Raw genomic sequence first — 15,220 nt, 5'->3', positions numbered from 1 at the left:
TTGCAAAAATAAATCCCTTTTTATGATACACTTTTTTATCCTCACAAATTAAGATAGCTGGTACCCACTATCTTGTTATTATTTATCACTAAACCATCAATTGATAATTCTTGTTAATTGTAGACTTTAAAATGTAAAATTTCAATGCTTTTTATGCTTATTATTCGGATTTTTAAGATTAAGTATAAAGATATTTATTAATAATTCGTATTATTTGCAAGAATTGTTCTATTAAGGAAAATATGTTTCCTTTTTGTAATTAAATATCAGCCTTAATTATTCGCCATACTTTTTGTCTAAAAAAGCTTTATACTAATTGTAAGGAGGTATTCTTATGAAACAAATTAAAATTGGTCAGACAAACTTTACTGGTTCAGCCATTGCTTTAGGTATTATGCGCATGAATGCCTTAACCGTTAATCAAGCCGTGACCGCTCTCGAAACTGCTCATGAAGTTGGAATCAACTGTCTTGACTCGGCTGACATTTACGGACATGGTAAATCTGAGAAAATTTTTGGCAAAGCCTTTAAACAATCTGGTCTTAACCGCGATGACTTTTATATCCAATCCAAAACTGGTATTTACGAGAATTCCGAACTAAATTACAAAACCACCCGGTACGATTTTTCTAAAAAGTACATTATCAATGCTGTTGACGGCATTTTAAACAGAATGGGCATTGACTACCTAGATAGTCTACTTTTGCATCGACCTGATGCCCTGATGGACCCAGCTGAAATTAGTGCTGCCTTTGACGAATTACAAACTTCAGGAAAAGTGCGCCACTTCGGTGTTTCTAACTTTAATCCAATGCAAGTTGCATTGTTGCAACAAGGTATTAGTCAAAAGTTACTGATTAACCAGTTGCAATTTAGCGTTATGCACACGGGGCCAATTGACTTTGGCATTCATACTAATATGACTGATGCACGTAGTATTGACCACGACCGCGGTGTCCTTGACTATTCACGCTTGCACAACATGACCGTTCAAGCTTGGTCACCATTTCAATATGGCCAAATCGAGGGTAACTTTATTGGTAATCCTAAATTCCCACAAGTAAATGCTGCCTTGCAAAAATTAGCCGATCAAAAAGGTGTTTCCAAGAATGCCATTGCGGCGGCATGGATTTTGCGCCATCCTGCTAAAATTCAGGTTATTATCGGCACTATGAATCCAGACCATATTATTGACAGTGCTAAAGGTGCTGACATCGATCTAACCGCACAAGAATGGTATGACATTTACTTAGCTGCAGGTAATGATCTACCGTAAAATTCACTTTGATAATAAATAACAGCAATCTGTATATTCAGATTGTTGCTATTTTTTTGAGGTTAACAACTGTTAGCAATATTCAATTTTCGGCAATACTTGGTAATTATGCGCTGACTTAAGTTAATTTCTTTAGCCGCAAATGCAATTTTATCTAATTGTTATTGCAATTTTTTCATCATTAAATTCACCTGCTAAAAAATTACTTAAATTTTATATATTTATCTTTGTGTAACTTAACTTATTCAAACAATAACTATCAATAAATTACACCAAAAAACCTGATCAAAATGATCAGGTTTTGCACAATTAATCTTGATAAATAGTTGCATTCAATAAAAAAATATTATATTGTCAAAGTGGTCAAACTTTGTAAGAAGGGCACTTTTTAGTCGCCCTTTTTATTTTGAGCTGTTTTTTTATTATAAAGTGCTTTTCCGGCCTTAACATCTTCCCAAGTTCCAATTTTAGTATCTTCAGAATAATATCCATCCAATACTCCAATTTGTTGGAAAACAGTTTGCTTATATGCAACTTTAGCATTATATTCGGTAATATCTACATCGGCTAAAGATTTATGGAGTGCTGTTAATGGATCCATATCCTTACCACCTGAAGTAAACAATGTACCATGAGAATTCAACAGAAAACCATTTCTTAAAGCTTTAGAACCTAACTTCTTAATTTCACCAGCAACATATTGGGCCAGTTCTTCTGTACACATGGGGTGCCAGTCAAGCGTTCTAATTTCTTTAAGTTTTTGTGTAGCTTCTGTAACATTTGGCATATTCAAGCCACTTGTTCCCCAAAACATACACTGATCTGCATGTGAGTGAAAAACACATTTAATATCTGGATTGGTATCATAAATTGCTTCATGCATATTAATCTCACGAGTAACTTTGCCATTACCTGAAATTACTCTACGCGTATGTGGTTCAATAACCAAAATTTGATCAGCATTTAGATAACCCATATATGCTTCTGACATCATTGTTGGTGTCATAACATAATAATTTTTACCCGTTTCGTCTTGAACCTTAATACTAATATTGCCACCAACAATATTAGTGTCTCGACGTTCCATAACTTCACGAACAACTTTTGCTAAGTCTTCCCGTTCATATTCAAAAGGAATTCTTCCTGCAGGATATTTCATAAATTATTTTTCCTCCTCATATCATTTTTAGCAATAAAACTTTTTTTAATAAAAAGAACATCACTTCCCTTCTTATTAATAAGCATCCCTAAAATAATAACGAAAATATTAAGCCAATAATTTTTAGAAATAAGTGCCAAACTAAATAAACCAAAAGTTAAAAAAGACAAACAAGTCCAAAAGATTTTTTTACTTGAGCTTTTTCTCATTTGTAACTCCTATTCTGTTTTAGCAGTAGGTTTTTGATACTTTAAAGCTGGAATCGGATTCTTTTTAAATGATCTATATAGCCACCAGAAAATAGCAAGTAAGGCAATCAATCCTATAATAGCCCAAATATTGCCACGTCCAGCCCAAGCCATTGCATATCTTAACTCAGGAGCTTCAATTGAACTCCATGAGACCTGAGATCCAGCTGGTACCTTAATGGAAGTACTCGATTTAGCTAATTTAGTAAAAATATTAGCAAAGTATGATGCACCGTATAAGAAAACCGGTTCATAAATAACGCCTAAAACCAGCATTCTTAGTAAATTGCCACCTGTAAGTAACAATCCACCAACACCAATACAGTAATTAATAACACCAGCAATTGGTAAAATAGTATTCCCAGGTAAAATAGCAGCATAAATAATTGATACAGGAATCATTAGAACCATTGTTACCCATAATTCCGTACTTTGACCTAAAATAGGCCAATCTAAACCGATGACAAATGTTCTACCTTTAACATGCTTTTTCATAAAGTCACTCATAGTTGAACCAAATGGTGTCAAAGCATCCATAAAGAACTTAGCCATTACTGGAAAAATCGCCATTACCGCACCTACAGTGACCGCGAGATTAAGTGCGTCACCAATACTATATCTTCCTGCTAAAGCTAAAATCAGACCAATAATCGATCCCATAACTACAGGCTCACTAAAAACACCTATTTTTCTCTTTAAAGCAGTAGCATCCCATTCACGATTAAAAATAGGAATGTAATCCATCAATTTATTAATTGGCGACATAATAACAGCAGTAAATGCTTCAATATGTGTAACAGTTACACCTTCATAACCAAGCATATTAGCGATTTCTTTGCTCCACATATCACCTAGTTTCAAGCAAATTACCACTTGAAGAGCACCACAGATAAAGCCCCAAATTAAACTACCTGAAATTTGATAAACCATATAACCAGTTAATGCAACGCCCCAAACATTCCACATGTCAGCGTTCATCGTATCAGTCATCTTAGCAAGTAGCATAACAATGTTAACTACAATTTCCACTGCAAAAAATAGAAAGGCCAATGTCCAACTCCATGTAATTGAAGCAGCGCCCGTCCAACCAAAATCAACAGCTGGTAAATTAATACCTGTATACTTTGCCAATGCTTTTGCAGCTGGACTAACAGTTTGTGTCAATTGATTAATTGCCATTGACATGCCAATAAATCCAGTTCCTAAATAAAGTCCAGAAGTAACTGCTTTAGAAGGCTTCATACCAAAAATCAATCCCAAAATCATAATTAAAATTGGAATCAAAACCTGGGCTCCGACACTTAAAATTCCTTGAACTATCGCGTTCCAATCCATTCAAATCATCTCCTTGTGACTTGTTATTAAGCTTGTCTTACAATATCTGCTATTTTTTGATTGGCTTCCTCTTGACCCATACCAGTTAACCATGGTAACCCTACCATGCCAACGACATTATTTTTATCGAGTGCTTCTTGTAACTCACCATCTGCAGGTGCAATTCCGACATAAACAATAACATTAGCATCATTTTCAACAGAACCCTTAGCTTCTGCAACTGGTTCGGGCGTTGCTTTAGCTATTTGATCCAAACCTTGTTCAGCTAAGTAATCATTTATTTTATTGGCAACTTGTGGACTAGTAGCAACTCCTGTACCACAACAAACTAAGATAGTCTTCATTTTAATAATCCCTCAAACTTTCCTTTAACTAATTGAAGCATTCTTTCTGAAGCTTCTGTTTTCTTAAATTGCTCTACAAAATTTTCATCTTGAAAAGCAGATATTATTTTTGCTAAAAGTTCTGGTTGCTTATTACCATTCTTTAAGCCTAAAAACAAAAAATTATTGGCTGTCATTTCTGCGCTATCTCCCATTTGCTTAAGAACTAATGGCTGATTAGTCCGAGCAATATAAATAAATGGATTATTAACATATTGCGGATCAACATGTGGCAAGGCAAGAGAAATCTGTGGAAACTTTAATCCAGTTGGATAAGACAATTCTCTCTTTTCTAAATTTGAAATATATCCCAAATTAGCATAATTTAAGTTAATTGCTCTTGACCCTACTAAATCAAATAGTTGTTCTTCAGTTTTTACAGAAATATTTAAATCAATTAAATTTTGATAAAACATTGCGAAACCTCCCTTCTTTATTTGTATACGTTTTCAATATAATCTTAAACTCAAACAATGTCAACCTAATTTTAACAAAGATAAACACAAAATAACTTTTATTGTTTAAAAATGTTTGATATACTTATCGTGCAACAAGGAATTCTATAAAAAAGAAGTGATTTTTTGAGTCTACAAGAAAAAAGATTAACAGAAATCAATGATCTTCTAAACAAGACCGGTTTCATGACAACAGTTGATATTGCAAAAAATTTACAAGTTTCTTCAATGACTATCAGACGAGATTTAAAAAAATTGGAAGAACAAGGTAAGATAACCAGAATTTATGGTGGTGCGCAAAGTAATAATCAACCGGAATCTACAACAAATGAAAAATTAAAGAAAAATATTACTGAAAAAAAAGAAATCGCCAAATTACTAGCCAATCAAATTGACAATAATTCAACGATCTTTTTAGGAGCAGGTACAACTTTATTAATGGCTGTTCCTTTATTGGTTCGTAAGAACCTTACTTTTGTGACCAATAGTTTGCCAGCATTTAACGAAATAAATAAAAATGATTGTCGCTTATTGCTAACAGGTGGTGAATTACACCGAAATACTGAGGAATTTTTAGGTGTTAAAGCTGAAAATATATTTAAAGGTTTAAATTTAGATTATGCTTTATGTTCAACTAACGGAATCAGTGATAATCGTGTAACAACCAGTACTATTCCAGAAGGCAATATTCAAAACATTGCAATTGAACATTCTGAAAAATCATTTATTATAGCTGATCATAGTAAACTAAATCATTCAGATATTATTACTTTTCAAAGATTAGATAAATTTGACTGTCTTGTAACAGACCCTGAAGTTACAAAGGAAGATATCACCAATTACTCACGATATATTAAAATGATTTATTAATTAGAAAACAGGCAATAACAATGGATATTACAATTACAGTTAACCCTTCAGTAGATCGGTTATACCAACTTAAAGAATTAAAAGTAGGTTCTCTTAACAGAGTACAGCTAATTAAAAAGATGGTCGGTGGCAAAGGAATTAATGCCGCACGTGTAGCGGCAAATTTAGGAGCAAAAACAACAGCAACTGGTTTTTTAGCAGGTTACAATGGACAATACATTTTAGAACAAGCACATAATGATCAATACATAGCAAATTTTATTAAAACAAATGGAAATACCAGAAATTGTTACACATTAATTCAAGACGATAACAATAAAACAGAAATTAATGAACACGGTGATTTTTTAAATTTAGATCGATTTGAAAGTTTACTTAAAACTATTAAGACACTAATACAAAATAATCATGTTTCAGCAATATCTTTAAATGGTAGTCTACCTCCAACCAAAATTAATAATTTTTATCCTAAGATTATCGCTTTAATCAGGCAAACAGATCCTAATATTAAAATTATTTTAGATACATCTGGTCAAGCATTAACAGACGTTTTAACAAGTAAAAATTTACCAGATTTTATTAAACCTAACGAACAAGAAGCTGCTGAATTATTAGCAGCAACAGTAACTCGTGATTGTCATAAACTTAAAAAAGAAATCACACATGGAATTTTAAATAAAGTTAATAATATTATTGTTTCTTTAGGAGACAAAGGTGCTCTTGTAAAGCATCAACAGCAATTTTATCAAGTTAAATTCAAGCCAGTAAAAGTAGTTAATACCGAGGGTTCTGGAGACTCTGTAGTTGGTGGTTTACTTTATGCTTTAGATCAAAAGTTAGATTTTTTATCTACAATTCGTTGGGCTATAGCAGCAGGTACTGCTAATGCCATGGAAACCAAAACAGGTTTTGTTCAACGAGAACGTGTTATAGATATAATGAAGTCAATTGAGTTAATACCAGTTACTGATTAAAAATATCTTTAACTACAAAAAACTACATACCAAAAAAGCACATTGATATTTTAAACAAATATCAATGTGCTTTAATTTTATTAAAAATCAATTTCATCTACTCTAAGTATTTCAAATAGCTATCTCTCATAATTCAAATGATATTTAATCGTATATGTTTTTTCTTCACCTTTTGCTAATTTTATTGCTGAAAATAGCCCATCACCCTTAGATGGAGCCAGTGTCTGTGGTTCAAGAGCAATTCCCTCATATCGCTTACCGATACCATTAGTTCTTACAAAATTCATATTTTGTTGCGTAAATGAATTTGCTGTAAAAACAACCAAGCCATTTCTAGCAGATTCAATTGCAACACTAATTTTAGATAATGGATCAGATAATACTGCAACTAGGTTATCTTTATCAGGTTCAACAGCAAAAATATCATCAAAACCCTTTTCTGCTGTATCATTCATTGCCGCAATAGCTTTATCTAAACTGGTTGGTTGGCGAAAATCAAAGGGCGTATCTGCAACGGTTACTCTATCAGCTAATGGAATTTTATTACTATCCAGTTTTTGAATTTGCTTAGCATTTATTTTTAACAAATGTTCCTTGACAGTATCATTTTTGCCCAAATTAAAATAAATATGTTGTGTAGGATTAAACAGTGTATCAGCCGTACTAATGGCACAAAATTTAATCTCAATAACATCATCCGCTGACAAAGAATACAAAATTTTAATTCGCATCTTACCTGGATAACCATCTCCTTCTTGAAGATGACTCATTTCAATAACATCATTGCCCGCAATTTGAATGATTTTTCCTTGCCAAATTTGACTATTAAAGCCATTAGTACCACCATGCAAATTAGTTTTTCCTTCATTCTGTGGTAGTTGTATTGATTGACCAGCAAGAATGATATTACCATTTTTAATTCTACCAGCTGTTCGGCCAATTGCCATACAAACGTAGTAAGGATTAGCAAGATAATCCTTACTATGATAATAGTTTAAAACTATATTCTGTACTCCTGTTTCACTCGGTATGTTAATTTCATAAATTGTTGCACCAAGTGTTAAAAGTGACAGAGTTACACCATTCTGATTAGTTAAACTAAGTTTTTGAATTTTATGTCCCTGATACTCATCAAAGTCTTTAATTGAACCAACAACTTTATTTTCCATTTTTACACCTCAAATTATAAAGGACTGACTTAACAGTATTACTGCAAATCAGTCCTAAATCAAAATTATCAAATTGACATTTTATTCAATATCACATAAGTCAACACCATAAAGTGCTGCCAAATCATGAACTTGATCCTCATTAGCAGCAAATGACATCACCGTATGGTGACCACCACCTGCTTGGATCCACTTAGTAGCACCTGCTTTAAGACCGAGCTTTGGTGTCCACATTTGTTTAGCAACAGGTAAATACGGCGTTTCCTCAGCCTTATGGCCGACAACTGGATAAGTTACGAGCTTAAAGTTGTGACGGAAATCAGCTAAAGTTACATCGACAGCATCACCCTCACCGCCAGAAAATACTAGACGAGCAGGATCATCCTTACCACCAATATCAAGTGGATGAACTTCAACCCGTGGCTTTTCTGAAGCAATTGATGGATCAACTTCAAGCATATGTGATCCCAAAATTGCTTCATGACCTTTACGTAAATCAAGAGTATAGTCTTCCATGAAGGCAGTCTTTGTATTATGGGTCATAATCTTAAAGATACGCAATAATCCTGCGGTCTTCCAGTCACCTTCACCAGCAAAGCCATAACCGTCCCGCATCATTAATTGAGCTGATAAACCTTGCAATTGTTTCATGCCATGCAAATCTTCAAAGTTTGACGTAAAGGCAGTATAATTACCACGCTCTAAGAAGCGTTTCATTGCAATATATTGTCTTAACTGATAACGAACTGTATCTTCAAAATCTTTCTTAGCCATATCACCTTGAACTAAGATATATTTTGACTTCAAGTCAGCATATTCATCATCAATTTCGGATTCTTTAACCTTGTTCATTTCAGCAACTAGATCGCCAATACCATAATAGTCAACGGTCCAACCTAATTGGATTTGTGCCTGAATCTTGTCACCTTCAGTTACAGCAACATTACGCATATTATCGCCAAACCGACAAATCTTAGTCTTAAATGACTCGTCATAAGCAACGGCTACATCTTCCCAATCAGCAATTTGCTTTAATACTTCTGGATCTTGCCAATGGCCGTAAATTACCTTGTTATGCTTATTTAACCGTGCATTAATATAACCATATTCGCGATCGCCATGAGCACTTTGATTCAAATTCATGTAATCAAAATCCATCGTATCATACGGAATATAATTCAAATATTGCGTAGCAAAATGCAGTAATGGCTTTTGTAATAGTTGCGTACCTCGAATCCAATTCTTAGCTGGAGAAAAAGTATGCATCCAAGTAATTACACCGGCCACATTATCATTGTAATTTGCCTCTTTCATAAACTTAGTAATTTCATCAGCAGTTGTCAAAACTTGCTTGAACACAATTTTATATGGCAAATTACCTTTTTCATTTAAACCAGCTACAATTTTCTTAGTATCTTCTGCAACTTCACGCAATGCTTCTTCACCATAAAGATGCTGGCTACCTGCAGCAAACCAAAATTCATATTTAGGAATTGTTAACATAATTAAAACCTCTCAATCAAATAAAATAAACCAATTAAAACCTTTATCTTTATATACCCTTTTCAATTATCAGCTATCACTTCCCATTCCGCTTCGCATGCGTTTTTGATTGGGCATTGTCTTGACCATAATAGGCATTCTGACCATGCTTACGGTAATAATGCTTATCTAATAAATACTGCGGCAACTCACTATTAGCATGCGTTAATTGCAATGTGTGGTAATCCTCTTCAGCTACTACTTCTAACACCTTGGCATTGTAAACTGCTTGGGCTGGCGTTGACCCCCAACAAAATGGGCCATGTTGACTAACTAGTGAACCAGGCGTTGCTTCATAATCTAAGCCACGTTCTTTAAAGGTACGGATAATAGCTTTACCAGTGTTGCCTTCATAATCCTCTTCAATTTCAGCTTTAGTTAATGCATCAGCTGCTGGAATCGCATTGTAAAAAGTATCAGCATGTGTTGTATTCATAGCTGGAATATCCATTTTAGCCGCCGCAAAGGATACTGCCCACGGTGAATGCGTATGCACAATTCCACCAATTTTTGGAAATTCATTATATAAAATCGTATGTGTTGGTGTATCACTTGAAGGGTTCATTTTGCCTTCTACTACTTCACCTTTCAAGTTAACAACTACCATATCTTCAGGCTTCATTTGATCATATTCGACACCTGATGGTTTAATAACAAACAAGCCGCTGTCACGATCAATTCCAGAAACATTACCCCAAGTAAAAGTTACTAAATCAAGTTTAGGCAGCTGCATATTAGCTTCATAAACCGTTTGTTTTAACTTTTCTAACATTAGTTCTCCTCGTCTTTCAATATCTCCGCACGATTTTCAAGATCAAGCGCTAACTTATAACGATCAATATATTTCTGTGCACCCTCAACGCCTTTAGGTTCCGGACTTAATGCCATTGTTTCTGAATTAAGGAAGACTTGATCATCTAAATAATCAGCAAGTGGTACATCAGCCTGCATCTCACTATATTTAGCCAGCACTGCCATTCCCCAAGGACCACCTACACTAGCATTAACCATCACTGAAATTGGCATATTTAAAATATTAGATAAAACTTGCTGCCCAACTACTGGTGTCTTAAAGAGTCCACCTTGAGCAATCATGACGTCAGTTTTAACATTTTCTTCATCTGTCAAAACATCCATCCCAATCTTTAATGGTGCATAGGCTGAATAAAGTTGTGCCAACATAAAGTTCGCTAAAGTAAAGTGACTATTAGGTATTCTAACCAATAATGGTCGACCCTCGTCAGTATTAGTTACTGGTTCACCTGAAAAGTAACTGTAATTAACCAGTCCACCAGCATCAGGATCAGATTTAGTAGTATTTAAAAATAAAGTACTATAAAGCTCATTAGAATTTAGATTTTGTCCTAAACTAGCCGCAAATTCCTTAAAAATATTGGCCCAAGCATTAATATCTGATGAACAATTATTAATGTGTACCATTGCGACCGGTAAACCATCTGGCGTTGCCACAATATCAATATCACGGTGTACTTTCTTTAATGGTTTATCTAAAACCACCATTGAAAATTCTGAAGTTCCTACCGAAATGTTACCAGTTCTTAATCGAACACTATTGGTACTAATCATTCCCGTGCCAGCATCACCTTCAGGTGGGGCCATTACACTGCCTGCTTGCAAAGTTCCAGTCGGATCAAGCAATTTCGCACCACGCTCAGTTAAATAACCAGCAATCTGACCGGCTTTCATAATCTTGGGCAAAATATCTTCAATTTTCCACTGATATTTTTTAACTAGTGGTAAATTGCTAAACTGCTGTAACATTTTTGAATTGAAACTTCCTGTTTTATCAACAGGAAACATACCAGAAGCATCACCAACACCAATATTCTTTTTACCCGATAGTTGCCAGTGAACATAACCGGCTAAGGTAGTAATGTAAGCTATCTCCTTAACATGCTCTTCACCTTGCAAAATTGCGTGATATAAATGTGCAATACTCCATCTAAGCGGAATATTAAAATTAAATAAGTGGGTCAACTCATTGGCTGCATCAGCAGTAATCGTGTTACGCCAAGTCCTAAATGGTACAAGTAAATGATCATGATGATCAAATGCTAAATAGCCATGCATCATGGCACTAATTCCAATTGCACCAATTTTTTCAAGCTTAACATGAAACTTACTGCTAACGTTGGCCGCAAGTTGTTGGTAACTTGCTCTTAAACCAGACCAAATTTCTTTATCTGAATATGTCCAGATACCATCTTTTAAACTGTTTTCCCATTGAAAAGTACCTGTCGCAATCGGTTTAAACTGATTGTCGATTAGTACTGCCTTAATTTGTGTTGAGCCAAATTCAATTCCTAAAGCAGTTTTTCCTGACTGAATTAATTCAGCTGTATCAGTAATATTCATTTTTTCATCCCCCAACTACTTTGCTTCTTTTAAGCCATGATTCATTCCTTCTTCTTCAATTTCCTCTAAAGTATGACCTTTAGTCTCTGGAACAAAGAAACGAACGAATAAAACACCCAAAATACAAATAACTCCAAAAATTGCGAAAACCATTTCTTGTGACATTGATGCTGTCATCATTGGAAATAACAGCCCTACCGCCCAGGAACCAATCCAGTTAAGCGATGAAGCAAGACCTGAAGCACGACCACGAATAGCCAGTGGGAAAATTTCGCCAACTAATACCCAAGTTAGTGGTGCCCAAGTAAACGAATAAAACGCAACATAGATACATAAGAACACAACAATCATCATTGGATTAGAATGTGGATTAATACTATTAATGATCGATGGCAATAAAAATGATAATCCCATAATTAAGCCACCAATCATTAACAAGGACCGACGTTTAAATTTTTCAGCAATTGCAATGTACACGAGTGAACCAACAACTAAAATAATCCCTTGAATAATTGGCCACATTAATGCTGAACTAGCAGCATTACCAGTAGCTTTTTCAACAATTAAAGGAATATAGTAAAAAATTGCATTAGCACCTTGAAATTGTTGAAAAGCTGCTACGCCAACACCTGCAATAACTAAATAACGATATTTACCACTAAATAAAGATCCCCAAGTAGTCTTTTCCGATGCCGCATTTTCTTTTGCCGATGCAGCTTTGATTTCCTCAATTTCACTTTCAATCTCTTTATCATCTTTTCTGATGTATGAGAGAACCTGTCGTGCCTCTGCTTCTTCACCATTCTTAATTAAAAAACGTGGTGATTCTGGTAAACGTAAAACACCGCAAAAAAGAATAATTGCTGGAACTGCCGCTAGCCCTAGCATAAGTCGCCAATTCCAAGGTTCAGGTAATCCTTTAAGCAAAAAATCCATAATGTAAGAAAGCAACATCCCAGAAGTAATCATCGTTTGATTTAACCCAGACAAACTTCCTCGAGCATTTGCAGGGGCCATTTCTGACATATATGCTGGAACTAACGCTGATGCAGCACCCACGGCTAGTCCAAGCAAAATTCTTATAATTATTAAATAAATCGAGCCATTATGCGGAGCAATCATTGACATTATTGAAAACAACGCAAAAATAATTGCCGAAACTAGGATCATTTTTCTTCTACCAAATTTATCAGAAAGTTGTCCAGCAGCGGCACCACCAAAAATAGCACCAAACATTACGGCTGAAGTAATCCACCCGACAATTGAAGCATTTGTTAAACTCCAATCTTTTTGCAAAAAGGGTAACGCTCCTGTCATAACACCAATATCATAACCGAATAAAATTCCACCAAAAGAACCAAAAAAATATATATATTTACTTGGTATTTTCTTTGTCTTTGCTACCACTTAAATTCTCCTCCGATCTTATACATTTCTGTAAGCATTTTCATTATAGCCTATTTATCTTATATAGCAATATCTTTTATAATTCATTCGAATAAATATAAGCGCATAAAAGTTGATAAAATACTTATATAGTGTATCCTTTAACCGCTTTTATAAAAATATTTATTTTTTATTGACACCTAAAAATAAAATAATTTAAAATAACTTGTGATATAATTACCTGTATTATCAACGTTTCTACATTACTATTTAAAGATAGTATTTTGTTTTTAATAGTTTACTATTTAATTTCAAACAAATTTAGGAGTATCACTTAATGAAAAGCGATTATTTAGTAATCAAAGAGAGCCTCAAAAAAGAAATAACTTTTGGTAATTTTAAAGTTAATCAAAAATTACCAACTGAAACAGAACTAATGCAGCAATTTAACAAATCACGTTATGCTGTACGTAAAGCACTCACTGCCTTGCAAGATGAACATCTAATTTATAAAGTTCAAGGTAGTGGGATGTTTATCCAAGACTGGAATAAGAAATGGCAAGTTAATCCAGAAAGTAAAACCATTGGCTTAATTTGCACCCATATTGCTGATTACATTTTCCCTAAAATCATTTCTCAAATTGATTCCAAAATTAGCGAGCAAGATTATTCACTTCTCTTGGCCAACACACATAATCAACCGAAAAAAGAACGTGAAAGTCTCATTAAAATGCTTGATTCTCAAGTCGCTGGCTTAATTGTTGAACCCAGTGAAAGTGCTAAGCCTAGCCCCAATTTAGATATTTATCAATATATTGCTAAAAGCAAAATCCCACTGTTGTTTATTAATGCTGAGTATCCAGAATTAAATTTTCCATCAATTGTTAACGACGATTGTGCTGCTGAGAAAAAATTAATTGAATATTTACTAAAGTTAGGTCATCAACATATTTTAGGTATTTTTCAGGTTGACGATCTTCAAGGTGTCCACAGAATGAATGGTTTTGTACGTGCATACCAAGAAATTGGGACTGACCTTGCGGACAGTAATATTATTATGTATAGTTCACATGATCGCTTTAACATTATCAGCAAAAAAATAAGCTTTTATTTACATAATGATCAACGACCCACTGCCATTGCTTGCTACAATGATAGTCTTGCTTTATTAGTACTTGACATGTTAAAAAAAGCAAATATCAAAGTTCCTAAAGATATTTCTTTAGTAGGCTTTGATAACTTTGATTCTGCCGCTTACTTAAATCCTAGTTTAACAACCATGAACTATGAACGTACTTCAGTCGGACAAGAAGCTGGTCGTGGAATATTAAAATTAATTCAAAAAAATCATATTCATTCTATTGTTCATCATCCTAAACTGAAATTACGAGCTTCTGTAATAAATCTCAAAGAATAGTAAGAATAGTATAAGGCACTTAATATTAATTAAGTGCAGCTATCTAAAAATGACACCAATGTCAATTTTTCGATTTCGACAACTAAATCATCCAAAAAAAGCCATGACTTCTTCTTAGTCATGGCTTTTAAACATGTATTTATGTAAGTGGCGATATTATAAATTATTAATCTGTTCTTCTAAACTTAACACTTCTAAAATATCAGTTGCACATTCTGCACCCTTATTACCGGATTTACCACCAGCACGATCAGTTGCTTGGGCAACAGTATCGGTCATCAAAACGCCAAACATTACCGGCACTGGACCATTAGCCGTTGCCGCTGCTAATTGTGATGCAGTACCTTCACAAACGTAAGTATAATGGTCAGTTTCACCGCGAATAACCGCACCCAAAGCGATAATGCCATCAACCTTGCCGCTTTTAGCCAAGCAGTTAACTGTCCGCGAGATTTCATACGCGCCCGGGACATGAACAACAACAATATTGTCACTAGCTACACCAGACATCTCTAACTGCTCAATAGCCCCACTAAGCAAGCGATCAGTTACAACACCATTGAATTTGGCAACCACAATTCCAATTTTTTTATCTTGTCCAGCCACCAATTTTCCTGTAATTTCTTTCAT

Annotated in this window: 15 protein-coding genes; 4 read left to right on the top strand and 11 right to left on the bottom strand. The window is 34.4% G+C overall.

Going from position 1 to position 15,220, the window contains the following annotated elements; all coding sequences use genetic code 11:
* Nucleotides 1-334 precede the first annotated feature (334 nt).
* The gene (locus OZY43_RS01415; RefSeq protein ID WP_277165280.1) at nucleotides 335-1,276 is read left to right on the top strand and encodes an aldo/keto reductase; all 942 of its coding nucleotides are present in this window, start codon (nucleotides 335-337) and stop codon (nucleotides 1,274-1,276) included.
* A gap of 388 nt (nucleotides 1,277-1,664) precedes the next feature.
* Here the strand turns inward: OZY43_RS01415 and OZY43_RS01410 are convergent, their stop codons facing one another.
* Genes OZY43_RS01410 through OZY43_RS01390 form a run of 5 tightly spaced genes read right to left on the bottom strand, consistent with a single transcriptional unit; the run spans nucleotide 1,665 to nucleotide 4,817 of the window.
* Nucleotides 1,665-2,435 (bottom strand): class II aldolase/adducin family protein, encoded by a 771-nt coding sequence (locus tag OZY43_RS01410; protein WP_277165278.1) that lies wholly within the window; start codon nucleotides 2,433-2,435, stop codon nucleotides 1,665-1,667.
* Nucleotides 2,432-2,644, bottom strand: coding sequence for a hypothetical protein (locus tag OZY43_RS01405; protein WP_277165276.1), 213 nt, complete (start codon nucleotides 2,642-2,644; stop codon nucleotides 2,432-2,434). The genes OZY43_RS01410 and OZY43_RS01405 overlap by 4 nt, the downstream gene beginning before the upstream one ends.
* Nucleotides 2,645-2,653: 9 nt before the next feature.
* On the bottom strand, nucleotides 2,654-4,018 hold the full coding sequence (locus tag OZY43_RS01400; RefSeq protein ID WP_277165274.1) for a PTS transporter subunit IIC: 1,365 nt from the start codon (nucleotides 4,016-4,018) through the stop codon (nucleotides 2,654-2,656).
* Nucleotides 4,019-4,044: 26 nt separating this feature from the next.
* On the bottom strand, nucleotides 4,045-4,362 hold the full coding sequence (locus tag OZY43_RS01395) for a PTS galactitol transporter subunit IIB (protein WP_277165272.1): 318 nt from the start codon (nucleotides 4,360-4,362) through the stop codon (nucleotides 4,045-4,047).
* Nucleotides 4,359-4,817: a PTS sugar transporter subunit IIA gene (locus tag OZY43_RS01390; protein WP_277165270.1), complete on the bottom strand. Its 459-nt coding sequence runs from the start codon at nucleotides 4,815-4,817 to the stop codon at nucleotides 4,359-4,361. Before OZY43_RS01390 ends, OZY43_RS01395 begins: the two co-directional genes overlap by 4 nt.
* Nucleotides 4,818-4,982: 165 nt before the next feature.
* Between OZY43_RS01390 and OZY43_RS01385 the strand changes: the two genes are divergently transcribed.
* Together OZY43_RS01385 and OZY43_RS01380 are read left to right on the top strand one after the other, a co-directional pair.
* A complete protein-coding gene (locus OZY43_RS01385; protein WP_277165268.1) occupies nucleotides 4,983-5,726 on the top strand; it encodes a DeoR/GlpR family DNA-binding transcription regulator in 744 nt (247 codons plus the stop codon).
* Nucleotides 5,727-5,746: 20 nt separating this feature from the next.
* Nucleotides 5,747-6,700 carry a hexose kinase gene (locus OZY43_RS01380; RefSeq protein WP_277165266.1) on the top strand — a complete coding sequence of 318 codons (954 nt, stop codon included), beginning with the start codon at nucleotides 5,747-5,749 and terminating at the stop codon, nucleotides 6,698-6,700.
* 119 nt (nucleotides 6,701-6,819) lie between these two features.
* Here the strand turns inward: OZY43_RS01380 and OZY43_RS01375 are convergent, their stop codons facing one another.
* The 5 genes from OZY43_RS01375 to OZY43_RS01355 form a co-directional block, all read right to left on the bottom strand.
* Complete coding sequence (locus tag OZY43_RS01375) at nucleotides 6,820-7,869, bottom strand: aldose epimerase family protein (protein WP_277165264.1); 1,050 nt, start codon at nucleotides 7,867-7,869, stop codon at nucleotides 6,820-6,822.
* 81 nt (nucleotides 7,870-7,950) lie between these two features.
* Nucleotides 7,951-9,372, bottom strand: a complete 1,422-nt coding sequence (gene araA, locus OZY43_RS01370) for an L-arabinose isomerase (RefSeq protein ID WP_277165262.1) — start codon at nucleotides 9,370-9,372, stop codon at nucleotides 7,951-7,953.
* Between the two features lie 76 nt (nucleotides 9,373-9,448).
* Entirely contained in the window at nucleotides 9,449-10,183 is a 735-nt protein-coding gene (locus OZY43_RS01365; RefSeq protein WP_277165260.1) for an L-ribulose-5-phosphate 4-epimerase, read from the bottom strand.
* Nucleotides 10,183-11,787, bottom strand: a complete 1,605-nt coding sequence (locus OZY43_RS01360; protein ID WP_277165258.1) for an FGGY-family carbohydrate kinase — start codon at nucleotides 11,785-11,787, stop codon at nucleotides 10,183-10,185. Before OZY43_RS01360 ends, OZY43_RS01365 begins: the two co-directional genes overlap by 1 nt.
* Before the next feature lie 15 nt (nucleotides 11,788-11,802).
* Complete coding sequence (locus OZY43_RS01355) at nucleotides 11,803-13,194, bottom strand: sugar porter family MFS transporter (RefSeq protein WP_277165255.1); 1,392 nt, start codon at nucleotides 13,192-13,194, stop codon at nucleotides 11,803-11,805.
* Between the two features lie 316 nt (nucleotides 13,195-13,510).
* On the opposite strand from OZY43_RS01355, the gene OZY43_RS01350 reads away from it, so the two are divergent.
* Nucleotides 13,511-14,590, top strand: coding sequence for a GntR family transcriptional regulator (locus OZY43_RS01350; RefSeq protein ID WP_277165253.1), 1,080 nt, complete (start codon nucleotides 13,511-13,513; stop codon nucleotides 14,588-14,590).
* Nucleotides 14,591-14,746: 156 nt separating this feature from the next.
* Here the strand turns inward: OZY43_RS01350 and ribH are convergent, their stop codons facing one another.
* The gene (gene ribH / locus OZY43_RS01345) at nucleotides 14,747-15,220 is read right to left on the bottom strand and encodes a 6,7-dimethyl-8-ribityllumazine synthase (protein WP_277165251.1); all 474 of its coding nucleotides are present in this window, start codon (nucleotides 15,218-15,220) and stop codon (nucleotides 14,747-14,749) included.

Source organism: Lactobacillus sp. ESL0785, from assembly GCF_029395455.1.
In the GTDB taxonomy this organism is placed as follows: domain Bacteria; phylum Bacillota; class Bacilli; order Lactobacillales; family Lactobacillaceae; genus Lactobacillus.
This window is presented reverse-complemented; position numbering and strand designations above follow the sequence as displayed.